Here is a 21,327-nt window from a genome sequence, read left to right on the forward strand (position 1 = left end):
GGAGGTAGCGCGGGATTCGCAGTACGGAGCGGTCATTCGGTGGCGGAACCCCGCCCGACGGGTACGCGAAGGATCCCGGCCCGGCTCTCGTCAGGACCGCTGCCAGGCGTCCAGTTCCTGTACGCGGGCGAGAGCGGACGGACGCTGCGCCGACGGGAGTGCGGTGGCCAGGGCCCGCCACACCGCCAGATCGTCCTCGCCCCAGGGGCTGTACGCCCAGTCGGCGAGCAGGCCCGGATCGCCGCGGGCGATCAGCGCGGCCCGCAGCTGACTCTCCAGACGCCGGCGCAGCCGCGCCACGGCCGGTGCCTGGGACGCCGGCAGCAACGGACCGCCGTACGCGGTGAGCGCGCCCGTCACCGAACCCGAGGCGAGCCGCCGGGTCACCGCGTCGAAGTCCGCGTCGACGCGCGCGCCCAGCCGGTAGGGCCGGGAGAGCAGCAGATCGGGGCCGAGCAGACCGCGCAGCCGGGACAGTTCCGCCCGAAGGGTGACGGGGGTGACCGACTCGTCCTCGTACAGCTCGATCATCAGTTCGTCGCCGCCGACACCCTCCGGCCGGTGGGCCAGCAGCACCAGGATCTCGCTGTGGCGGCGGCTCAGCCGCAGCTTGCGGCCGCCCGTCACCAGGAGCGCCTCGTCGCGGCCCAGCGCCGACAGCTGCACGCTCTCCGCGGACGGCGGTGGGGCGAGAAGTGCCAGCTGGGACTCGGCGGCCCGCGCCACGGCCCCGACGAACGCGAGGCTGTGAGGGTGCGCCAGCCGGTCGCCGCCGGTGATGTCCACCGCTCCGAGCAGTCGCCCGGTGGCGGGATCGTGGATCGGGGCAGCGGCGCACGTCCAGGCCTGGACCGGACGGCGGAAGTGCTCGGCCGCGAAGACCTGGACCGGCCGGTCGAGGGTGATCGCGGTGCCCGGGGCGTTCGTCCCCGCGACGGCCTCGGCCCAGCGGGCGCCCGGCACGAAGTTCATCAGATCGGCCCTGCGCCGGGTGGTGGGCGGACCCTCGACCCACAGCAGCCGTCCATGCGCGTCGCAGACCGCCACGAGGTGCTCGCCGTCCATGGCGTACGCGCCCATCAGCTCCCGCATCAGCGGCATGACCCGGGCCAGCGGATGATCCTCGCGGCAGGCGGTGAGGGCGTCGTCGTCCAGTTCGACGCCGGCCGTGCCGTCGGGGCTGACATGGGCGCGGGCCGAACGCTTCCATGAGTCGGCCACCACGGATCGCACGGGCTGCTCGACACGGCCCGCGGTCAGATAGGCGTCGTAGGCCCTGCGCAGCACGGCGATCCGTTCCGACGGATCCGCGCCCGGTTCGAGAGCCACCCATGCGTCGCTCAACTCGGCCTCCCCGGCCCATCGTGACCCAGGCGGAGGGGCGCGACAAGCGTCCCGGCGTCAGGTGAAGTTCACGAGGCGGATGTAGCGGCCCCAGTCCCAGAACGGTCCGGGGTCGGAGTGCGTGGCGCCGGGGACCTCGTTGTGGCCGATGATGTGCGTGCGGTCCTTGGGGATGCCGTAGCGGTCGCAGATCGAGGACGTGAGCGCCGCGGACCGCTCGTAGAGCACGTCGGTGAAGTACTCGGGCCTGTCCACCCAGCCCTCGTGCTCGATGCCGATGCTGCGGGTGTTGTAGTCCCAATTGCCCGCGTGCCAGCCGACGTTCCGCTCCCGCACGCACTGCGCCACATGTCCGTCCGCGGAGCGCACGACGTAGTGGGCGGAGACCTGCCGGGCCGAGTCCTGGAAGATGTCGATCGTGTCGCCGAAGGTCTCCTGAGTGACATGGACGACGACGAAGTTCACGGGGTACGACGAAGGGCGGCTCGACGGGGTGAAGTTGGACGCCGTCGCCGGCAGCCACTCGGCGGTGGGGAAGTCGGTGTCCGCGGTGGTGGCCCGAGCGTGAGCCGCAGGCAGCAGGACGCCGGTGGCGGCCACGGACGCGGCGCCCTTGAGCAGTCGTCTACGGTCCATGGGGCCTCTCCTGGTGGGGGTGTCAGAAGCGGGGCAGTACGGAGGCGACCTCCCGCAGATGACGGTGGAGGCCGCCATGAGGATCTCCTGCCGGCAGCCATTCCTTGCGGATCTTGGCGACGCAGGTGTGGTTGGTGTCGCAGACGTTGGCGAGCGGAGCCTCACCCGCCTGGCCGACCAGCTGGTACGCGTCGAGCCGGGACAGTCCGTAGTCCCTGGCCGGCCACTGGACCAGGTCCAACTGGGAGATCCGGAACGCGTCTTCGAGCGGGCGTGCGGAGCCCGTCGACATGATGTGCGAGTCGGACTCGATAGGCGGCCAGGGCGTCGGCACCCCCCTTGAGCAGCTCGACCACCACCACGGTGTTCATCGCGCACTCCACCGCCACACCGCAGGTCTCGCCCTCACCCTGCCGGGCGTGCCCGTCACCCAGGCTCAGCAGCGCACCGGGAACGTTGACGCCCAGGTAGCAGGTGACACCGGCGCGCATCTCGGGAGTGTCCATGTTCTCGCCGTGCCCCGCCGTGCCCCGCCATGCGCGTCCGGGACCAGCGCGGACCGCACCTCCAGGTTGGCGGGCGCGACGCCGATCGTGCCGTGCATGGGGTCCATCGGCAGCTCGATCTCGATGTCACTGTCCCGGGCGCTGAACAGACAGGTGCGGCGTTCCCGGTCGAGCTGCCACATCCACACCACCTCCGGCAGCGGGTCCTGAAGGGTGGCCGTGGGCATGGGTGGAGGTGAGCGCCCCGAACAGCGGCACGGTCGTCGATGCCGCCCAGTCGCGAGCCGGCTCCACCGAGACGAAATGCACGGCCACCGTGTCACCGGGCTCGGCGCCCTCGATGTGGAACGGCCCGGTCTGCGGGTTGAGGAACGGGAACTCACAGACCTCGGACACCAGGTCCTTCGCGGAGCGGACGCGGCCCGCGAAGCAGTCCTCCGTGAACAGGTCGAGGACGGTGCCCGGTGCGATCCGCGCCACGGGCGGCGCGCCGCCGAACGTCCAGGCGTACTCGCCCGGCCCCGGGCGCACGGTCACGATCCGCGGGTCGCTCAAGGTCCACTGCTCCCGTCCGCCGGCCCCGGGCGGACCGGCCGCGGGATCACGGTACGGTCGGCCGCACGGGGGCGGAAGACGCCGGCAGCGATCAAAGGCGGCCCAGGGATGGGGAGTTGATACGGGAAGCCCACCCCGTGCGCAGGGCGGGGGCGGCTCCCGGTGAGCGGGCTCAGCCGTGCAGCGGGCGCGGCAGACGCACGTACGTCACTCTCGTCTCGATGCCGCTGTCCACCAGCCGGCCCTGCGTGTCGAAGGCCTCGGGCCCGTCCGTCATGCCGAAGTCGTTGTCGTTGATGAGCACGAGGGTGTTCCGGCCGACCACAGCGATGCCCTCGACCTTCCCCGGGACGCCCGCCACCTTGCCGAAGTCCGCGACCAGGCTCTTGCGCAGCACCGGGACTCCCGCCGCCGCCGGGTCCTCGAGCTGCTCGTACGAGGGGGAGGTCGTGGCGCTGTCCCAGCGGCCGCCGAGGATGCCCGCGCCACGCGGCAGCGTGACACGGTGCGCCCGGGACGAGGCGTCTGTGCGTTCCTGCACGAGCAGGGTGTCGCGGCCGAGGGCGACCAGCGAGGAGATCTTCAGCTCGGAGGGGTCGTCCGCACCCGGATCGACGACGTCCACCGCGTCGAAACGGTAGGCGTACTCGGCGGTCACTGCGCGCTTCACGGGCGAGAAGCGCAGCAGGCGGGTGTTGCGCGATGCCTCACCCGCGTCCTCGTCCGGCACGGACAGCGGGCTCTGCACCGCGAGGACGAGATCACCGCCGGGCAGCTGGGCCAGCCCCTCGAAACCGCGGTTGATCTTGCGCTGGAGCAGGATGGACGGCAGCGCCTCGACGACCGGGTAGCCGGCGCCCCGCAGCCCCAGGCCCTTGGGCACATAGCGCGCCAGCACCCGGCCGCGCGAGGAGACATGGACGAGCGAGGGCCCGTACTCGTCGGCGAGCCAGAAGGTGCCGTCGGAAGCCCGGACGATGCCCTCGGTGTCCAGACCGTTCGGGTCGTACGAGAGCGGCGTCGACGCGTTGTACGTGTACGGGGCCTCGTCGCGGGACGCCTGGTTGGGCAGACCGGTGACGGCCTTGCCGCGCGACGTGGTGATCGGAAGTGCGGTCAGCACCGTCACCCGGCTGCCGGACACCCGCACCTTCACGATGGCCGGATCGAACCCGGGTACCGGGAACGTACGGCGCTTTGTGCCGTCGACCTTGATCTGACCGTTGGGTCCGCGGTCGGTCACCGTCCAGAACTCGCCCTTGCGGCCCGCGGGGAAGATGTCGCTGCCGATCCCGCCCAGGTCGACCCCACGGTCGTCGGCGACCGACCCCTTGAGCAGGGAGTTGCTGAAGGAGGCCAGCGGGATGTCCCCGAGCACGGCGGTGCCCGTCACGCGCGGAGCCGTTCCGTGCCCGCCCGTGTGGCCGGGCGCGCCCGTGGCGGTGCCGGCCACGGCGATCGCGGCGACGAGGGCGATCGGCAGCCCCGCGGCAAGAGAACGGCGCACGGAACGCGGCAACACACGCGCAGACGGGGACATCGGGCCTCCTGGCCTACAGATCGACTGACAGCGGACAGGCTGTGCGCTCACGCCGAACGTCACGAGACATCCGGGTGAACGCGGCCTGACGTGCCGCCATCGCCCGTGCGCGGCAGGCCTGTTCGGCTCTTTCAGGGGTGCGTGAAGGGCCGGCCGGCCACGAGCGGTCGGCCGCTTCACTTCCACCCTCAGCCGCGCGAGGGGTGGCCCGGATCAGCGCTGGCCGGACGGTCAGGCCTGTTCCAGTACCCCTGCGAGCGCCGCCGCCGGATCGTGGTCCGCGGGACCGGCGGGGGCCCAGCGTCCACTCTCCTTGCGGTACGGCCACCAGCGGCCGTCACGGCCCAGACGCAACTGCGCACCGGAGCCCGGCACCGCCCACCGTCCCGGCCCCGACACGCGCAACCGTGGCCGGTCCGGCTCCTCCCAGGCTTCCTCCAGCAGCGTCGTCGCCCGGGCGAGATCCGCCGGCTCCGGCGTCCACTCCTCGTCGAACACGGACAGCGCGGCCGGGCCTCCCGAACGCCACGCGCGAACCGCCAGATCCAGCTCGGCGCGCTGCTGCCCGGTGGCCGAGGCAAGACGGGACGCGATCACACCCGCGGGCGCAGACGACGCAAGACGCACCAGATCCTGATCGAACGTCAGCTCTGCCTCAACCGCCTGGCCTTGGTGACCTGGCGTGATCGCCTCGGCGAGCATCCGGTGCGCTCGCGTGGCCGTGTCCGCGGCGAGGAACTCCAGCGCGCCGGGGTCGATGCCGGGCGGTGGCTCCGTCTCGGTGTCCAGAGACGGCGGCTGACCCGGCTCGTTCGGCAGCGGCGGGGGAGCGGGCAGCGGCGGGAGTATGCCCCCGGCCGCGAACGCCTCGTCGGCCCGGACTCCTTCCGATGCCGGCCCGGCCTCCTCCTCGGGTGTGTCGCCCGAAGCCCGCGCCATGCTCCGGGCCTGGAGCTCGTCCAGCAGCCGGCGCTCACCGCGCCCCCGCATGAGCAGCAGGACGAACGGGTCCTGGTCGAGGAGCCTCGCCACCTGGTAGCAGAGGGCCGCGGTGTGCGGGCACAGGTCCCAGGCGCCACACGTGCACTCTGGCTCCAAATCGCCGATTCCCGGCAGGAGTTCAAGGCCCGCCGCGGCGGCGTCCTCCACCAGGACGGGCGGCATCTCCCGGTCGAGCAGCGCCGCGATGTGCCCGGCGCGGTCGACCGCCATGTCCAGGAACCGGTCCCACGCGGCCTCGTCGAACTCCTGGAGCAGCACATCGGCGCGCTGCCCGGTGCCGTCCCGGTCGCGTACGACGGCGGTGATCCGTCCGGGGCGCACCGACACGGCACCGACCGCACCCTCGCGGGCGTGCCGCCGGCCCTTCTTGAGCTGCCCGGAGTCGAGCGCCGTGTCCTCCAGCGCCTTGAGCCAGGTCCGGCCCCACCAGGTGTGGGCGAAGCCGCGGCCGCCCTCGGGCTGCAGTGCCGCGAACGTTCGCTCGTTGTCGTCCCCCACGCTCATCGCGCGCCCCCTCGCAGCTCCACCAGATCCGCCAGCTCGGTGTCGGTCAGTTCCGTCAGCGCGGCCTCGCCGGAGCCGAGCACCGAGTCGGCCAGCTCCTGCTTGCGCGCCAGCATCTCGGCGATGCGGTCCTCGATGGTCCCCTCCGCGATCATCCGGTGCACCTGCACCGGCTGCGTCTGCCCGATGCGGTACGCGCGGTCGGTCGCCTGGGCCTCGACAGCCGGGTTCCACCAGCGGTCGTAGTGCACGACATGACCGGCGCGGGTGAGGTTGAGTCCCGTGCCCGCGGCCTTCAACGACAGCAGGAAGACGGGGACTTCACCGTCCTGGAAGCGGTTCACCATGGCTTCGCGCTCCGCGACGGGCGTACCGCCGTGCAGGAACTGCGTCCGTACACCGCGCGCGGCCAGGTGCCGCTCCAGCAGCCGCGCCATCTGGACGTACTGCGTGAAGACCAGCACGCTCGCGTCCTCGGCCAGGATCGTGTCGAGCAGTTCGTCGAGCAGCTCCAACTTGCCCGAACGGCCCGGGATCCGGGGCTGCTCCTCCTTGAGGTACTGCGCCGGGTGGTTGCAGATCTGTTTGAGGGCGGTCAGCAGCTTCATCACCAGGCCACGGCGTTCCATGCCGTCGGCCTCGGAGATCGCGGCCAGGGTCTCGCGCACCACCGCCTCGTACAGCCCGGTCTGCTCGACGGTCAGTGACACGGCCCGGTCGGTCTCGGTCTTCGGGGCAGTTCGGGTGCGATGCCGGGGTCCGACTTGCGCCGGCGCAGCAGGAACGGCCGTACCAGCGCGGCGAGTCGGCCGGCCGCCGCGGGGTCGCTCCCGCCCTCCACCGCCTGCGCGTAGTGGCTGCGGAAGGTGCCGAGCCGCCCCAGGAGCCCGGGTGTCGTCCAGTCGAGGATCGCCCACAGCTCGGAGAGATTGTTCTCCACAGGTGTCCCGCTGAGCGCCACCCGGGCCTTGGCGCCGATGGTGCGCAACTGCCGCGCGGTGGCGGAGTACGGGTTCTTGACGTGCTGCGCCTCGTCGGCGACGACCATGCCCCACGCGGCCTGCCCGAGGCGGACGGCGTCGAGCCGCATCGTGCCGTAGGTGGTGAGCACGAACTCGCCGCCGGCGAGGTTCTCCAGACTGCGGGAGGCGCCGTGGAAACGGCGTACCGACGTGCCGGGGGCGAACCTCTCGATCTCCCGCTGCCAGTTGCCCATCAGCGACGTCGGACAGACGACGAGGGTGGGACCGGCGGCCGATGCGTCGGTCTGCCGGTGCAGATGGAGCGCGATGAGGGTGATGGTCTTGCCGAGGCCCATGTCGTCGGCGAGGCAGCCGCCGAGGCCGAGGGAGGTCATCCGGTGCAGCCAGTTCAGCCCGCGCAGCTGGTAGTCGCGCAGGGTCGCCCTCAGCGCGGCGGGTTGTTCGATCTCCTGCGTACCGCCCTCGGGGTCGGCGAGCCGGTCACGCAGTTGCGCCACCCAGCCGGATGCCTCGACGTCGACACGGCGTCCGTCGACCTCGGTCGAACCGGTGAGGACGGCACCGAGTGCGTCGACCGGAGAGAGCGTACGGTTCTGGCGTTCGCGGGCGCGCCGAGCCTCTTCGGGGTCGATCAGGACCCACTGGTCGCGCAGCCGCACCACGGGTCTGCCGGCCTCCGCGAGCCGGTCCAGTTCCTCGCGACTGAGCTGCTTGTCGCCCAGCGCGAACCACCAGTTGAAGGCGAGAAGGGCGTCGGCGGACAGGAACGAGGGCATCCCGGAGCCCTCCGCGCCGGGAGTGCGGGGCCCCTCGTCGGGTGGGCCGACGACGGCACGTGCGGTGAGCCGGTGCGCCATCTCCTTCGGCCAGTGCACCTGGACTCCGCCGGCCGCGAGTGCGCGTGCCGCCTCGCCGAGGAGTTCGGTGATCTCCTCGTCGGCGAGCTCGATGGCGTCGGGCACGGCGGCGTGGAGCAGCGGCGTGAGGGGACTCCAGGCGCGGGCGGCCCGGCGGAGCGCGAGCAGGGCGTCCATCCGGGCGCGCGGCCCGAACTCCGCGCTCGACCTGCTGCCCGCCCAGACGTCGGCTGCGTCCGCGACGACGGCCGGATCACTGACGCGGTGCATCTGGAGCACGGCACGGAAGGCCGGGCCCTGTGCCGAATCCAGCTCGGTGAGTTCGATACGCAGGGACAGACGGACGCCCGCGTCGTGACCCGCGGCGACATCCGCGGCCCAGGTCCGCGCGGCGGGCAGCCTTTGCGCCTTGTGGACGGCGAAGGCGGGACCGCCGGCGGCCTGAGGGGCGGCAGGAGTACGCGGCAGACCGTCCGCCACGGCGTCCAGGAACGAGCGCAACAGCCGTTCGGGCTCGTGCAGCAGGAGAGGTTCGGCCGCGGCGTCCAGTGGCACGGCGTGGGCGGCGGGCGGCATCGACGCGGCGAGCCGGCGGATGCGTTCCAGATCCTCGGGCGTCAGCGGTCCGACGCGCCAGGTGTCGTGATCGTAAGCGGTCAGCCCCGGCAACAGCAGCCCGCGAGCGACGAGTTGGAGCGCGAGCACGGTGGCCGCACCCCAGAACGCGGCGGCGGGCGACGCGTCGCTGCCGGTGCGCGCCCTCGTCAGAACGGGCAACGCCGTGCGTACGGGCAGGAGGACGGCGGGGACGGTGTGCAGGCGGGTGTCGTCCGTAACCAGGGTGATCGACTCGGCGGTTCCGGGGATGTCGGGCAGGTCGGCGCCGTCCGGATCCCAGAAGGCGACGTGTCCCGCGCGGGCCGGATCGGCGGGCACGAACACCGCGGAGCAGCGTGCGAGTGCGGTGACGGAGCCGGGGGCCAGGGTGGGCGGGGGACCGGATGAGAGGGTCGGCGAGGAGCCGGGTGCGGGGATCGGGGAGGACGTTGCCGCGGAGGGTCGGTGCACAGCGAAGACGCATTCCTCAAATTTGACTACTGCGGGCCGGGAGTCGCCGAGGGTACCCCAGGGCGCCGCGAGACGTCGCTCCACCCGCTGTGACGCCCCTCACGTGAACCCCTAAGGGTGTAGCTGGCAGCACTGTCGGCGGTGGGCTGTCCCCACAGCGGTCCGGGTGGTGGCGCCATGGTCCGCACAGGCCCCGCGTACATACGTTTTCTCAGGTCAGCGCAGTCGCAGCCAGCCCCACGGCCCACAGACCGGAGACTTACATGCCTCAGGCCACCGCCACCCTCGCGGATCCTTCGTCCGTGCCGGCTCCTCCGGGGGCCGGTGCCGAGCGGAGCGCGGGGAGCGACAACGCGGGGAGCGCATTCGCGCCTCTCCTGCGGACCGTCAGGGAACAAGGGCTCCTCGATCGCCGCCCCGGCTGGTACGCCCGCGGGATCGCGGTCAATCTGTTCGCTCTCGCCGCCGTGATCACCGGCGTCGCCCTCGTCGGCGGCTCCTGGTGGGTGCTCCTGCTCGCCGTACCGCTGGCCGTCTTCTCCACCCGCACCGCCTTCTTCGGCCACGACGCCGGACACGCACAGATCACCGCCGACCGCGGCAGGAGCCGGCTCATCCAGCTCGTCCACGCCAACCTGCTCCTCGGGATGAGCCAGGAGTGGTGGAACGACAAGCACAACCGCCACCATGCCAACCCCAACCACATCGACAAGGACCCGGACGTCGCCGCCGACATCCTCGTCTTCACCCAGAAGCAGGCGGTGGGGCGCGACGGGTTCCACGGCTGGCTCACCCGCCACCAGGCCTGGCTGTTCTTCCCGCTGACCACCCTCGAAGGCATAGCGCTCAAGATCTACGGATTCAGGGCCGTGTTCTCCCGGGGCGGCCCGCACCGGTCCGCACGCTCACGCGCCGTCGAAGCCGTGCTGCTCATCGCCCACGTCGCCGGATACGCCACGCTGCTGCTGGCCGCCATGCCGCTCGGGCAGGCGCTCGTCTTCGCCCTGATCCACCAGATGCTCCTCGGACTTCATCTGGGCATGGCGTTCGCCCCGAACCACAAGGGCATGGAGATGCCGGACGAGGCCGACGGCCGGCGCTGGGGCCATCTGCACCGCCAGGTCCTCACCTCCCGCAACGTCCGGGGCAACCCGGCGACGGACTGGTTCCTCGGCGGCCTGAACTACCAGATCGAGCACCACCTCTTTCCGAGCATGCCGCGCCCCCATCTGAAGCTCGCCCAGCCGCTGGTACGCGCCCACTGCCGCTCCTTGGGCCTCCCGTATACCGAGACCGGGCTCGTCGAGTCCTACCGACAGGCGCTGAACCATATGCACGACGTCGGCGAACCGCTGCGGACCGGCGCATAGTGGAACGGACGCACGGACGCACGGAGGAACCGACGCACGGAGGAACCGACGCGCGCAGGAACCGACGCGCGCAGGAACCGACGCGCGGAGGAACCGTGGAGCGAGCCTGCGCGTTCCCACAGCAGGAGCGGCCCAGGCCGCGGAGGAGGCGTCATGTCGACACGTACGAAGCTCGTCATAGGGGGAGTGGCCGTCGGCCTGCTCCTGATGCCGCTGATCGGATTCTGGTTCTCGCTGCTGGTCGTCATCGGAGTGCCCACCGTGGCCTATCTGATGCTCGACCCCAGCCAGCGGCGCAGGCTGCGGCGGGTGTCCCGCAAGGAGATCGGCCGCTGAGCCCGGCGCTCTCCCTTCGTGCCGGAGTAGGGTCGCAGATGATCACCGGCACGGACGAGGGGAGCGCCGCGCGATGAGCGGAACAGTCACGACGGTCAGCAGCAACGGGGAGTACTCCTTCACCAAGCCCAACCGCGAGAGCATCACGCTGCTCGCCGGGCTCGGGGTCGAGGGCGACGTCCACGCGGGCGTCACCGTCAAGCATCGCTCGCGCATCGCTCAGGACCCCACCCAGCCGAATCTCCGGCAGGTGCACCTGATCCACGCCGAACTCTTCGACGAGGTCGCCGGGGCAGGCTTCGAGGTCGCTCCCGGGGACCTCGGCGAGAACATCACCACGGTGGGAATCGACCTGCTGGCGCTGCCGGTCGGCACCCTGCTGAGGCTCGGGGACGAAGCCGTCGTCGAGGTGACGGGTCTGCGCAATCCCTGCCTGCAGATAGAAGCCTTCCGGCAGGGCCTGCTGAAGCAGGTCGTCGGCCGGGACACCGACGGCGAGGTGGTGCGCAAAGCCGGGATCATGAGCGTGGTCCGGACGGGCGGGGTGATCCGCCCGGGCGACCCGATCGGTGTGGAGCTCCCGGCGGGACCGCACAAGCGGCTGGAGCGGGTGTAGAGGACTGGGCGGTGGCTTGGTCACCGTGCCCCGTCGTCATGGTGCTTGTGATCGCTGGCGACGGGAACTGACCTTCTCCGCATACGAGGAGGCCAACTCGCCGGGCACCGCCACCGATACGGCTCCGTGCGTGTGAACTGGCCATGGCCTGCTCGGCGAAGGCTGTGAGGTCCGCTCGGGCAGGAGGGTCCGGCGAGGTCGTCCGTGGCGTCGTGAGCGGGAAGCCCGGTGAGCGCCGCGAGCGCCGACGGCAGTGCTCCGGGAAGTGTCCGCACAGTGTCTTCGTCCGCCCGGAGGACGCAGCGAGCGTGCGTGCAGGGCGTCGCGAACCAGACGAGACGTTTGCGGACACGGCTTAGGCCGGCCGCACCGCCATCTTCTCCAGAGCTTCGAGCAGTCCCGGTAGTTCGGGCCCGCGTCCGACCGGCAGGACCTCGCCCGGCTCCTCGTCCAGCAGGAGGAAGGCGATGTCGTCCGTCCTCGCGACCATCGACCAGCCGGGACCGTCGGCGCGGAGCGTTCGTGCGCCTCCCGGCGCGAAACTGGAGCGGACCCGGCCGGCGGGTGGCGGGGACTCCACGTAGGTGCGGGCCGACTCCAACGCGCGCCGGATACCGGGGTGCTTCTTCTTCGGCTCGCCCTCGGCTCGTGCGTCCGCGGAGGGGAACGCCTCCTCGTCCTTGATCTGCTGCCGCCACTCGGCCCACTGGAGCGCGATCTCGTCCGCTCCCAGCCGGCGCTGCGCGGGCCCCCAGTTCTCGGTGTCGGGCGGGGCGAGGGGCGTCAGGTCCATGCCGTCCTCCGGGGCCGGGTCATGGGGTGCCGGAACTCCGGGGGCCGCGACCGCGACGGCCAGGGGCCAGCCGGGCAGCGCCGCCACGACACTCCGCTCGTCCGGGGAGAGGTCGTACTCCATGCCGCAGTCCCACGACGCGATGGCGACCGCGACGAGGGACACGTCGTCGACGACGACCGTCCAGCGAGCACCGTCGGAGTCCTGGCCCAGGACCAGCCCGTATCCCTCGGCGTACGGTTCCAGGCCCAGCGCCGCGCAGGCGGCCGGGAAGTCGTCGCCGAGCACGCTCGGGAACTGCGCCGGTGTCAGGAGCACGGCGGTCAGCACAAACAGCGCGTCCTCGTCGACGGCTTCTTCCGTCCCGGTCACATCACCCTCCCCATGTCCGATCGTCGGTACCGGCCGATCGCTCGTCGGCGCACCTTAACCAGTGGGTAACCCGCACGTCGAGAGGCATCGGAGCGGAATTGACGTCGGCGTCGCCGCGAGGACCGGTCACATGCGACCGTGGGCCGTCTCGGTCCGTCCCGGCGCCTTGTGCTGTCAGGCCGCAGGCAGGCCGAGGAGGCTGCGGGCCACGGTCTGTGGATCCTCGTCCCGCTCACGGGCCAGGGCGATGACCGCGCGGCAGGCAAGCTCGCTGATCCCGAAGGACAGCGCCTCCGGCGACACCCAGCCGACCGCCTCGTCCATCTGGTCCTGGTCGTCCTGCGCGCACCCGGACACATAGGACGCCGCGGCCTCGAATATGTTGTGCTGCCGCGAGGGTGCCGGCGCGGTCGTCGGCTCCACCGGCCGGTGGGCGAGGAACTTGCGGAGTCTGCTGATTCTGTCGATCACCCGGACCACCTTCCCCAGGGCGGCATCTGCCGCCGATCTTTCAAGTCTGGCATTTCTGCGCCCTGTTGGCTCCAAGGCGTCGGCGAGGAGAACGGGATATGTCGCACCATCCGCCTCAGCTGCGGTCAAGGCTGCGGAGGGTCGACCGCAGCCACGACAGTTCGGCGTCACTCGTGGCACGGGCGATCGTGAGAATGCCGCGCCGGAAGGGATCCTCCAGCTCTTCGGCACGCAGGGGCCGGTCGCCCTCGTAGAAGAAGCTGGCAGGTTCCTCCAGGAACAGGAGCCGACGGCGCAGCACCTCCGCCTGGAGGCCGTGGTCGTCGAGGTGCCGAAGGAACGCCAGCAGCGTGAACCACCGGTTCTCGTCGGTGATGTCCTGCCGTACGGGCTCCGCAAGGCGCCGCCGCAGCTCCTGCCGGCCCTCGTCGGTGAGCGTCAGCACATGGCGCGGCGCCGCGACCGCGCCGGGCTGTGTCTCCCGGGCCAGCCATGACGCCTTCTCCAGCCTTTTGATCGCCGGATACAACGTGCTCTCGGCGACCGGCTTCACATGCCCCGTGAGAGCTGTGATGCGTTTGCGCAGTTCGTAGCCGTGCAGCGGACTGTCACAGAGAAAACCGAGGATGGCGAGCTCCAGCATGCCATCCATTGTGCCGCAGCGCGGTGGTACCTCCTTTTCGTAATACATCGGTTCCGATGTATGCTGCTGATCGTTTCGCCGTCAGGCGCGGCCGGGGGCATGCGGGGACGGGTGAGCAGGGCAACGAGGGGAGAGGCTTGTGCGACAGGCTCGATTCGATGAACAGGGCAGCTGCATACGCTGGACCGAGGCGGCCGGCGACGGTCCGCCGAGGGTCTATCTGCATGGACTGGGTGCCGCCTCCGCGGCGTACCACGCCCATATCGCCGCCGATCCGGAACTGGCCGGGCGCCGCTCACTGTTCGTGGACCTCCCGGGACACGGTCTCAGCGACCGCCCCGCCGAATTCGGCTACACCCTCGAGGACCATGCCGCGGCTCTCGCGGCCGCTCTCGACGAGGCTGACGTGCGGGGCGGCGAGATCGTCGGGCACAGCATGGGCGGCGCCGTCGCCATCGTGCTGGCGTACCGTCGCCCGGACCTGGTGGCGCGTCTGATCATCACGGAGGCCAACCTCGACCCCGACCCGCCCCTCACGGCGGGCAGCAGCGGCATCTCGTCGTACAGCGAGGAGGAGTTCGTCGCGGGTGGCGGCTTCGCCCGCGTCCTCGACCGCGTGGGGCCGAACTGGTCCGCCACCATGCGCCTGGCCGACCCGCTCGCCCTGCACCGCAGCGCGACGGGCCTGGTGCGCGGCACGCGTCCCACGATGCGGCACATGTTGATGGAGTTGTCGATGGACCGCGTCTTTGTCCAGGGCGCACTGAGCGGCGAGTTGCCCGGTCGGGATGAACTGACGGCCTGCGGGGTCAGGGTCGTCACTGTGCCGGGCGCCGGCCACAACGTCATGTTCGACAACCCCGCGGCCTTCGTCAGGGTCCTGGCGGGAGGTCAGCCCTGACGCACGGCCAGCACGAGGAAGCGGCTGTCCTCATCCGTGTACGACGTCATCCGCCAGCCCGAACCCTCCAGCAGCGGACGGAGGTTGGGCTCGGCGCGCAGATCCTCGTCGGTGATCTGCCGCCCCTGCCGGGCTGCCAGGGCACGCCGCCCGATCGGGTGGAACAGCGCCAGCACGCCGCCCGGTCGCACCACGCGCGCCAACTCCCTCAGATCAGCCTCGGGTTGGGGCAAGTGAGCGATGAGCCCCGCGGCGAAGACGGCGTCGAGTGACTCGTCGCGCAACGGCAGCCGCGCCACATCGGCGAGCAGGAGGGTTCCGTCGGAGTCCCGTCCCGCTCGAACTGCCGCTTCGAGCATCGCGGGTGTCAGATCGGCCCCGAGGACGCTGCCGCGTGTCCCCACGGCGGCTCGCAACGCAGGCAGCGCACGCCCCGTGCCGCAGCCCGCGTCGAGTACCGCGTCTCCCTCCGTCAGACCGAGCTCGGCGACGGCGGCCGCGTAGGCCGGACCGTCGTCCGGGAACCGCGAGTCCCAGTCGGCGGCGCGGGCGCCGAAGAAATCCTGCACATGTGTGTGGTCGTCGGACATGAGGACATGATCCCTCAGCGTCACACGCGTCGCTGTAGGCGACCGGGCTGTGCACACGTTCGAACTCGGCACGATCGTGCAGAAACCTCTCTCTGTCATATTCCATCAGCTTTCGAACTGCGCCCCTGGCGTGCGCCCCGAGCGGGTCTAGCGTCCCTGACCCATGGGACACCTGGACCACGCCTCCTTCGGCCTGCTGACCCCCGCGCTGTCGTACGCGATGGCCGTCATCGGGGCTGCCCTGGGACTGCGCTGCACCGTACGTGCGCTCGCCGCGAGCGGGCGCTCCCGCCGCAACTGGCTGATCACCGCTGCTTCCGCGATCGGTACGGGCATCTGGACGATGCACTTCGTCGCGATGCTCGGCTTCTCCGTTCGCGGCACGGACATCCGCTACAACGTGCCTCTCACCATCCTCAGCCTCCTGGTCGCCATGCTTGTCGTCGGTGTCGGTGTGTTCTGCGTCGGCTACGGACGGGACCGTGTCCGGTCTCTGCTGATCGGCGGGCTCACCACCGGCCTGGGCGTGGCGAGCATGCACTACCTCGGCATGGCGGCACTGAAGCTCCACGGCACGGTGCACTACGACCCGTTGCTCGTGGCGCTCTCCGTCGCCATCGCCGTGGTGGCCGCGACTGCTGCCCTTTGGGCGGCACTCAACATCAAGTCGCCCATCGCGGTCGTCGGTGCCTCGCTCCTCATGGGCGCGGCGGTGAGCAGCATGCACTACACCGGGATGCTGGCGGTTCGTGTGCACATCGCCCCGTCCGGCGGGGATCTGTCCGGGGCCACGACAATGCAGTTCATCTTCCCCCTCGCGGTCGGTCTCGGGTCCTATCTCTTCGTCACCTCCGCCTTCGTCGCACTCTCTCCGACGGCCGACGAACGCGCTGCCTACACCGTCGCCGAGCAGCCGGTTGAGACGTCCGACGGGCACCCTGCGGACCGGTCGGCCGACCAGTCCGCAGCCCAGGGTCATCCGACGCCGCTCGGTGAATCGGCTTCTGCCGGTGAAGCCGTCACACCGGCTCCCGCCGCCACCGCCTAGCCGCCCGATCACACGGCTGTCGCACCACCAGCCCCGTACCCGGAACGAGGAGGCCATGCGCACACCCCGCAGGAACCAGGGCGCAGCCCCGCCGCCGCACTCGCTGCCTCCCTCATCCGCGAAGCCCCCTCGCGGACGGCGTGCCCACGCAGGGCCGCCCGCTGTCGAACACACCGGTCACGAACCGCGCCCCGATGAGACACTGCAACCGCCCGCCGGTTCGGACACCGCGAACGGCGGCCGGCTGCTGCGTCCCCGAACGGTACGCGCGAAGATCATCTCCCTTCTGATGGTTCCGGTCGTCTCTCTGCTGGCTCTCTGGGGCTTCGCCACCGTCTCCACCGCCCAGGACGTCGCACGCCTGCGGCAACTGCAGACGCTCGACGCCCAGGTCGGCGATCCGGTCACCGCCGCCGTCGCCGCCCTCCAGGCCGAGCGGCGCGCCGCGGTGCGTCAGGTGGCGGCTCCGTCTGACGAACGCGCAACCGCTCTGGAGCAGGAGGGCCGTCGCACCGACGAAGCCGTGCGGAAGCTTCGTCTGGATGGCACGACGACGGTCGCCACCGGAGACAGCGCCCCGTCCGTCGTGGTGGTGCGCGTCGAGCAGTTCGTCACCCGTGCGGAGAAGCTGCGTGAGCTCCGCACCGCGGTCCTCGGCGGGAAGGCCGCGTGGGACGCCACCTACGCGCAGTACACCTCTGTCGTCACCGATGCCCTCGACGTCTCGGGCGCGCTCGCAGGAATCCACGACGCCGGACCCGCCTCCGACGCCCGTGTGCTCCTTGAATTCGCCCGGGCCGGCGAGATGCTCGCCCAGGAGGACGCTCTCCTCAGCTCGGCACATCTCAGCAAGTCGATCGCCACAGAACGGCTTCGGATGTTCACCGGAGCCGTGGCGACGCGTAGGACCTTCACCGTATCCGCCGGGACCGACCTGCGGGAGCCCGAGGCCGCTGCTTGGCGAGAGCTCGCCAAGCAGCCCGCGTACCGGCAGCTGGAGACCGCCGAGGGCAAGGTCGTTGCCGCCTCCTCGGGGCGCAAGGCCGCATCGGTGGTTCCGGCATCGGACTGGGACGCGGCCCGCACGGCCGTCGGCGACGGCATGCTCGCCATCGCCGGAGACGCCCGTCGCAGCGCGGCCGAACGCGCCGACCCCGTCGAGGACGGGCTCCTCACCTCCGCGGGTGCCGCCGTTCTCCTCGGCCTCGCCGCCGTCGTCACGTCCCTGGCCATCTCGGTGCGCATCGGCCGAGGTCTCGTCGTCGAGCTGACCAGCCTCCGCAACACCGCTCTCACGATCGCCCGGCAGCGACTGCCCCAGGCGATGCGCCGGCTCCGCAGCGGCGAAGAGATCGACATCCAGGCGGAGGCACCGCACGGACGACCCACCGACGACGAGATCGGCCAGGTCGGTGAAGCACTCGGCACGGTGCACCGGGCAGCCCTGCGAGCAGCCGTCGAACGCGCTGAGCTCGCCGGCAGCATCTCCGGCGTCTTCGTCAATCTCGCCCGGCGCAGCCAGGTCCTCGTTCACCGCCAACTGACCCTGCTCGACACGATGGAACGCCGCGCCGACGACCCGAGCGAACTCGGTGACCTCTTCCGGCTCGACCACCTCACCACCCGTATGAGACGACACGCCGAAAGCCTGATCATCCTCTCCGGCGCCGCACCGGGCCGCGCATGGCGCATGCCTGTCCCGCTGACCAGTGTCGTGCGGGCCGCCGTCTCGGAGATCGAGGACTACGCGCGCGTGGAGGTTCGGCAACTGCCGGAGACGGCGATCGTCGGTGCCGCCGTCGCAGACGTGACGCACCTGCTGGCGGAACTCGTGGAGAACGCCGCCCAGTTCTCACCGCCGCACACCAAAGTGCGCGTCAGCGGAGAACCCGTCGGCAACGGCTACGCCCTCGAAATCGAGGACCGCGGCCTCGGCATGGGCAAGGACGCACTGGCGGAGGCCAATCGCCGGCTGGGGGAGTCCGAGGCCCTCGATCTCTTCGACAGCGAGCGGCTCGGTCTGTTCGTCGTCAGCCGGCTCTCCGTACGCCGTGACATCAAGGTCCATCTGCGGACGTCTCCGTACGGTGGCACAACCGCGGTCGTGCTGCTGCCGACCACTCTGCTGCAGAGTGCACTCACCGCACCGGCGGGCGCGCGTCCCGAGCCGGACCCGCGGGGCAGGCGTCAGGAACCGCCGACCGAGCCGGCGCGGCCGGCGAACGGCGCGCCCGTGGCAGCCCCCACCCAGCGCCCCGTGCTCTCGGCGCAGCCGGAAGGCCCTCCTCCGCCTCCGGGGGTGACCGCCCTGCGGCTGCGCAGTGCACCTCCGCTGCCCCCGGACGGGGAACTCCCGCGCCGGGTCAGGCAGTCGCACCTCGCCCCGCAGCTCCGCGAAGCCCCGTCGGCGGACGAGACGGAGGACTCCTACGAGGGGCCGGAGGACAGCCCGGAGCGTTCCCCCGAGCAAGTGCGGGACCGCATGACGGCGTACCGCAACGGCTGGACCCGAGGTGGCGGTGGCGCGCCCGGATCCTCCCAAGGAGCAGCGGCCGGTCCGTCCGCCCGAGGGGCCGCGACAGGTCCCTCCGGCAGAGGGCCCGTACCGCGTCCCGCGCGACGCGACGTGAACCCCGGCGGAGGCACTCCCATGGGTACGTCCGCGTCCGGCACTCCAGAACCCGGCCACGAAGGAGACAGATCATGACCATGCACGAGGCAGCCGCTGCCGGCCCTTTCACCGGAGATCTGGACTGGCTCCTGGACGATCTCGTCCTTCATGTCGGAGAGGTGCGCCATGCCGTGGTGCTGTCCAACGACGGCCTGCCGGTCGGGGCCTCTCATGGACTCACCCGCGAGAACGCCGAGCACCTCGCCGCGGTGGCCTCCGGGTTCCACAGCCTGGCCAAGGGCGCGGGACGCCACTTCGGTGCCGGGGGCGTGCGTCAGACGATGGTGGAGATGGACGACGGATTCCTCTTCGTGGCGGCCGCGGGTGACGGATCCTGTCTCGCCGTCCTCACTTCCGTTGTCGCCGACATCGGGCTGATCGCCTATGAGATGGCCCGTCTCGTCAAGCGCGTGGGGGAGCACCTCCGGACCCCGCCACGCATCGCCGCGACCTGACGAACGGCGGGGCGACAGCCATGAAGGGGGCGACAGTCCATGAGTGAGGCGACAGACACCGACATCCCCGGCAGCGAGTGGTACGACGCCGATGCCGGTCCTCTCGTTCGCCCGTACGCGATGACGGGCGGGCGCACCCAACCTGGCCCCACCCACGTGCGGTTCGACCTCATCGCGCTCGTCGACATCGCAGCGGACGCACCCGATGAGGCGGAGGAATCACTCCTCGGCCCCGAACACCGCTCGCTGCTCGGCCTGTGCCGCACCGAGACCCAGTCCGTGGCGGAACTGGCCGCCGATGCCGATCTGCCGGTGGGCGTGGTCCGTGTGCTGCTCGGTGATCTCCTCGAAGCCGGCTACGTCAGGGTCAGCCGCCCTGTACCTCCCGCGCAACTGCCCGACGAGCGCATTCTGAGAGAGGTGATCGATGGGCTCAGGGCTCTGTGACCGCGCTATGGCCGCACGTCATGTCCCGTGGCGGTCCGGCGGCTGCCGCGGCGCCCATTTCACCGCCGTCCGGTCCTGGCCGGGGCGTATTCGATGTGACCGCATTCGGGAACCTCCGATCACATTCGGCCAATCTCTGAAGAAGGTGCCAGGACAGCTCGAACGGGCTTTGTGAGGAAATGGGCGGCTGGACTTTCCTCCAGTCGCCCCACGAGGGGCCTCCCGCGCTCCTGCCGACCGGGGAGATGAGCTCGGACGGCCGTGGTGATCGAAGTCCGCACTCGAGGGCTGTGTGCCAAGGCGCAGGGCCGGGCCGGCCGCGGCCCGGGAGGACGGCCCGCCTGCCGCCTTCCCGCCTGGTCCCTGCCCGCCCATGAATGGTGGCCTCAATCCGGTCGCGGGAAATGCCCGGAGAAGGGCCATGGGTCGGCTCGGCGGGAATGACCGCAAAACGTTTTCCCCTCCTCGCGTGCGACTCCGGAACGATTGAGAGAGAAGTGAAAGATGGTCTCCGAAAGCTCTTCCGCCCCCGAAGGGGACAACACGGCCCTGGCATTGAAAATCCTGGTTGCGGGCGGCTTCGGCGCCGGAAAGACCACGCTTGTCGGCGCGGTGAGTGAAATCAGACCCCTGCGCACGGAGGAACTGCTCAGCCAGGCCGGCACCGGCGTCGACGACACCGGAGGCGTCGACCAGAAGTCCACGACGACGGTCGCCATGGATTTCGGGCGTATCACTATTCGTTCCGGTCTGTCCCTCTACCTTTTCGGTACTCCGGGACAGGATCGCTTCTGGTTCTTGTGGGACGAACTGTCGCAAGGTGCCCTCGGGGCGGTGGTTCTCGCCGACACCCGGCGACTCGGTGACTGCTTCCCCGCGGTCGACTACTTCGAGCACAGGCGGATCCCCTTCGTGGTCGCGGTCAACTGTTTTGCCGGGGCGGGAACATATGGCGCTCACGAGGTTTCCTGCGCCCTCGATCTGGAACGTGGAACACCGGTTGTCCTGTGCGACGCGCGTGACCGCGACTCCGGGAAGGAGGTGCTCGTGCGGCTCGTCGAATATGCCGGACGGATGCACACAGCACGTCTGCTCGATTCCGTCGGCTAGTTGCACCTTGCCGAGCGGTCCTGTGTACGAAAGGCTTACGGCCCACACGGGGAACGCATGAGCGGGGAAGGATCAACGATGTCGTTGGACAAGGGACTTGACTGGCTGCTCGACGACCTCACGAAGAGGATCGAGCACATACGGCACGCGCTGGTGCTGTCCAACGACGGGTTGGTGACAGGCGCCAGCACCGGCCTGGCTCGTGAGGACGCCGAGCACCTCGCCGCGGTCTCGTCGGGTCTGCACTCCTTGGCCCGGGGGTCAGGACGGCACTTCAGGGCGGGCAAGGCCCGTCAGACCATGGTCGAGTTCGACGAGGCGCTGCTCTTCGTCACCGCGGCGGGCGAGGGAAGCTGTCTGTGCGTGCTCAGCGACGCTGAGGCGGATGTCGGTCAGATCGCCTACGAGATGACGTTGATGGTCAACCGGGTCGGCGAACACCTCGGCGTCGAGGCCAGGCAGTCCGGCGTGAACGGCATCTGACCTGCACGGATTCAGTCCAGGTGGAC

The 21,327-nt window shown here is 70.7% G+C and carries 20 protein-coding genes and 1 pseudogene; 10 read left to right on the forward strand and 11 right to left on the reverse strand.

The window, feature by feature from the left end; all coding sequences use genetic code 11:
* Positions 1 to 90 precede the first annotated feature (90 nt).
* From ACQPWZ_RS32400 to ACQPWZ_RS32430, 7 genes and pseudogenes are all read right to left on the reverse strand, one after another.
* Positions 91 to 1,344: a GAF domain-containing protein gene (locus tag ACQPWZ_RS32400; protein WP_433573160.1), complete on the reverse strand. Its 1,254-nt coding sequence runs from the start codon at positions 1,342 to 1,344 to the stop codon at positions 91 to 93.
* A 57-nt stretch (positions 1,345 to 1,401) separates the two neighbouring features.
* A complete protein-coding gene (locus tag ACQPWZ_RS32405; protein ID WP_433573161.1) occupies positions 1,402 to 1,980 on the reverse strand; it encodes an N-acetylmuramoyl-L-alanine amidase in 579 nt (192 codons plus the stop codon).
* Between the two features lie 22 nt (positions 1,981 to 2,002).
* Positions 2,003 to 3,041 (reverse strand): annotated as a pseudogene (locus tag ACQPWZ_RS32410) (acetamidase/formamidase family protein).
* Positions 3,042 to 3,213: 172 nt separating this feature from the next.
* The gene (locus tag ACQPWZ_RS32415) at positions 3,214 to 4,581 is read right to left on the reverse strand and encodes an esterase-like activity of phytase family protein (protein ID WP_433573162.1); all 1,368 of its coding nucleotides are present in this window, start codon (positions 4,579 to 4,581) and stop codon (positions 3,214 to 3,216) included.
* A gap of 231 nt (positions 4,582 to 4,812) precedes the next feature.
* The gene (locus ACQPWZ_RS32420) at positions 4,813 to 6,087 is read right to left on the reverse strand and encodes an SWF or SNF family helicase (protein WP_433573163.1); all 1,275 of its coding nucleotides are present in this window, start codon (positions 6,085 to 6,087) and stop codon (positions 4,813 to 4,815) included.
* Complete coding sequence (locus ACQPWZ_RS32425) at positions 6,084 to 6,797, reverse strand: DEAD/DEAH box helicase (RefSeq protein WP_433573164.1); 714 nt, start codon at positions 6,795 to 6,797, stop codon at positions 6,084 to 6,086. The genes ACQPWZ_RS32420 and ACQPWZ_RS32425 overlap by 4 nt, the downstream gene beginning before the upstream one ends.
* The gene (locus ACQPWZ_RS32430; protein WP_433573165.1) at positions 6,788 to 8,869 is read right to left on the reverse strand and encodes a DEAD/DEAH box helicase; all 2,082 of its coding nucleotides are present in this window, start codon (positions 8,867 to 8,869) and stop codon (positions 6,788 to 6,790) included. The genes ACQPWZ_RS32425 and ACQPWZ_RS32430 overlap by 10 nt, the downstream gene beginning before the upstream one ends.
* Before the next feature lie 389 nt (positions 8,870 to 9,258).
* Here ACQPWZ_RS32430 and ACQPWZ_RS32435 point away from each other — a divergent pair, with 389 nt between their 5' ends.
* The 3 genes from ACQPWZ_RS32435 (at position 9,259) to ACQPWZ_RS32445 (ending at position 11,317) form a co-directional block, all read left to right on the forward strand.
* Positions 9,259 to 10,365, forward strand: coding sequence for a fatty acid desaturase family protein (locus ACQPWZ_RS32435; RefSeq protein WP_433573166.1), 1,107 nt, complete (start codon positions 9,259 to 9,261; stop codon positions 10,363 to 10,365).
* Positions 10,366 to 10,518: 153 nt separating this feature from the next.
* Complete coding sequence (locus ACQPWZ_RS32440; RefSeq protein WP_313942633.1) at positions 10,519 to 10,701, forward strand: hypothetical protein; 183 nt, start codon at positions 10,519 to 10,521, stop codon at positions 10,699 to 10,701.
* 73 nt (positions 10,702 to 10,774) lie between these two features.
* Complete coding sequence (locus tag ACQPWZ_RS32445) at positions 10,775 to 11,317, forward strand: MOSC domain-containing protein (protein WP_433573167.1); 543 nt, start codon at positions 10,775 to 10,777, stop codon at positions 11,315 to 11,317.
* A gap of 355 nt (positions 11,318 to 11,672) precedes the next feature.
* Here ACQPWZ_RS32445 and ACQPWZ_RS32450 read toward each other — a convergent pair whose 3' ends face one another.
* From ACQPWZ_RS32450 to ACQPWZ_RS32460, 3 genes are all read right to left on the reverse strand, one after another.
* Positions 11,673 to 12,482 carry a hypothetical protein gene (locus ACQPWZ_RS32450; protein WP_356700240.1) on the reverse strand — a complete coding sequence of 270 codons (810 nt, stop codon included), beginning with the start codon at positions 12,480 to 12,482 and terminating at the stop codon, positions 11,673 to 11,675.
* Between the two features lie 174 nt (positions 12,483 to 12,656).
* Positions 12,657 to 12,905, reverse strand: a complete 249-nt coding sequence (locus ACQPWZ_RS32455; RefSeq protein ID WP_313948777.1) for a hypothetical protein — start codon at positions 12,903 to 12,905, stop codon at positions 12,657 to 12,659.
* Between the two features lie 163 nt (positions 12,906 to 13,068).
* Positions 13,069 to 13,596, reverse strand: a complete 528-nt coding sequence (locus ACQPWZ_RS32460; RefSeq protein ID WP_340476977.1) for a PadR family transcriptional regulator — start codon at positions 13,594 to 13,596, stop codon at positions 13,069 to 13,071.
* Between the two features lie 139 nt (positions 13,597 to 13,735).
* Here ACQPWZ_RS32460 and ACQPWZ_RS32465 point away from each other — a divergent pair, with 139 nt between their 5' ends.
* Complete coding sequence (locus tag ACQPWZ_RS32465) at positions 13,736 to 14,497, forward strand: alpha/beta fold hydrolase (protein WP_433573168.1); 762 nt, start codon at positions 13,736 to 13,738, stop codon at positions 14,495 to 14,497.
* On the opposite strand, the gene ACQPWZ_RS32470 is transcribed toward ACQPWZ_RS32465, so the two are convergent.
* The gene (locus ACQPWZ_RS32470) at positions 14,488 to 15,087 is read right to left on the reverse strand and encodes a class I SAM-dependent methyltransferase (RefSeq protein ID WP_433573169.1); all 600 of its coding nucleotides are present in this window, start codon (positions 15,085 to 15,087) and stop codon (positions 14,488 to 14,490) included. The genes ACQPWZ_RS32465 and ACQPWZ_RS32470 overlap by 10 nt on opposite strands.
* Before the next feature lie 163 nt (positions 15,088 to 15,250).
* Here ACQPWZ_RS32470 and ACQPWZ_RS32475 point away from each other — a divergent pair, with 163 nt between their 5' ends.
* The 6 genes from ACQPWZ_RS32475 (at position 15,251) to ACQPWZ_RS32500 (ending at position 21,301) form a co-directional block, all read left to right on the forward strand.
* The gene (locus tag ACQPWZ_RS32475) at positions 15,251 to 16,135 is read left to right on the forward strand and encodes an MHYT domain-containing protein (RefSeq protein WP_433573170.1); all 885 of its coding nucleotides are present in this window, start codon (positions 15,251 to 15,253) and stop codon (positions 16,133 to 16,135) included.
* A gap of 55 nt (positions 16,136 to 16,190) precedes the next feature.
* Entirely contained in the window at positions 16,191 to 18,842 is a 2,652-nt protein-coding gene (locus ACQPWZ_RS32480; RefSeq protein WP_433573171.1) for a sensor histidine kinase, read from the forward strand.
* Complete coding sequence (locus tag ACQPWZ_RS32485; protein ID WP_313942625.1) at positions 18,839 to 19,261, forward strand: roadblock/LC7 domain-containing protein; 423 nt, start codon at positions 18,839 to 18,841, stop codon at positions 19,259 to 19,261. The genes ACQPWZ_RS32480 and ACQPWZ_RS32485 overlap by 4 nt, the downstream gene beginning before the upstream one ends.
* 39 nt (positions 19,262 to 19,300) lie before the next feature.
* The gene (locus ACQPWZ_RS32490) at positions 19,301 to 19,708 is read left to right on the forward strand and encodes a DUF742 domain-containing protein (protein WP_327677743.1); all 408 of its coding nucleotides are present in this window, start codon (positions 19,301 to 19,303) and stop codon (positions 19,706 to 19,708) included.
* A gap of 504 nt (positions 19,709 to 20,212) precedes the next feature.
* Positions 20,213 to 20,818 (forward strand): GTP-binding protein, encoded by a 606-nt coding sequence (locus ACQPWZ_RS32495; protein WP_433573172.1) that lies wholly within the window; start codon positions 20,213 to 20,215, stop codon positions 20,816 to 20,818.
* A 78-nt stretch (positions 20,819 to 20,896) separates the two neighbouring features.
* Positions 20,897 to 21,301, forward strand: a complete 405-nt coding sequence (locus ACQPWZ_RS32500) for a roadblock/LC7 domain-containing protein (RefSeq protein WP_313942622.1) — start codon at positions 20,897 to 20,899, stop codon at positions 21,299 to 21,301.
* The last annotated feature ends 26 nt before the right edge of the window (positions 21,302 to 21,327 follow it).

It is taken from the genome of Streptomyces sp. CA-251247, assembly GCF_050952975.1.
Classification (GTDB): domain Bacteria; phylum Actinomycetota; class Actinomycetes; order Streptomycetales; family Streptomycetaceae; genus Streptomyces; species Streptomyces achmelvichensis.

Excerpts from the sequence above, each read along its gene's own strand:
- ACQPWZ_RS32440 (WP_313942633.1), top strand. The coding sequence starts at position 10,519 with ATGTCGACACGTACGAAGCTCGTCATAGGGGGAGTGGCCGTCGGCCTG.
- ACQPWZ_RS32485 (WP_313942625.1), top strand. The coding sequence starts at position 18,839 with ATGACCATGCACGAGGCAGCCGCTGCCGGCCCTTTCACCGGAGATCTG.
- ACQPWZ_RS32460 (WP_340476977.1), bottom strand. The coding sequence starts at position 13,596 with ATGCTGGAGCTCGCCATCCTCGGTTTTCTCTGTGACAGTCCGCTGCAC.
- ACQPWZ_RS32475 (WP_433573170.1), top strand. The coding sequence starts at position 15,251 with ATGGGACACCTGGACCACGCCTCCTTCGGCCTGCTGACCCCCGCGCTG.
- ACQPWZ_RS32500 (WP_313942622.1), top strand. The coding sequence starts at position 20,897 with ATGTCGTTGGACAAGGGACTTGACTGGCTGCTCGACGACCTCACGAAG.
- ACQPWZ_RS32495 (WP_433573172.1), top strand. The coding sequence starts at position 20,213 with ATGGTCTCCGAAAGCTCTTCCGCCCCCGAAGGGGACAACACGGCCCTG.
- ACQPWZ_RS32480 (WP_433573171.1), top strand. The coding sequence starts at position 16,191 with ATGCGCACACCCCGCAGGAACCAGGGCGCAGCCCCGCCGCCGCACTCG.
- ACQPWZ_RS32470 (WP_433573169.1), bottom strand. The coding sequence starts at position 15,087 with ATGTCCGACGACCACACACATGTGCAGGATTTCTTCGGCGCCCGCGCC.
- ACQPWZ_RS32490 (WP_327677743.1), top strand. The coding sequence starts at position 19,301 with ATGAGTGAGGCGACAGACACCGACATCCCCGGCAGCGAGTGGTACGAC.
- ACQPWZ_RS32445 (WP_433573167.1), top strand. The coding sequence starts at position 10,775 with ATGAGCGGAACAGTCACGACGGTCAGCAGCAACGGGGAGTACTCCTTC.
- ACQPWZ_RS32420 (WP_433573163.1), bottom strand. The coding sequence starts at position 6,087 with ATGAGCGTGGGGGACGACAACGAGCGAACGTTCGCGGCACTGCAGCCC.
- ACQPWZ_RS32415 (WP_433573162.1), bottom strand. The coding sequence starts at position 4,581 with ATGTCCCCGTCTGCGCGTGTGTTGCCGCGTTCCGTGCGCCGTTCTCTT.
- ACQPWZ_RS32405 (WP_433573161.1), bottom strand. The coding sequence starts at position 1,980 with ATGGACCGTAGACGACTGCTCAAGGGCGCCGCGTCCGTGGCCGCCACC.
- ACQPWZ_RS32435 (WP_433573166.1), top strand. The coding sequence starts at position 9,259 with ATGCCTCAGGCCACCGCCACCCTCGCGGATCCTTCGTCCGTGCCGGCT.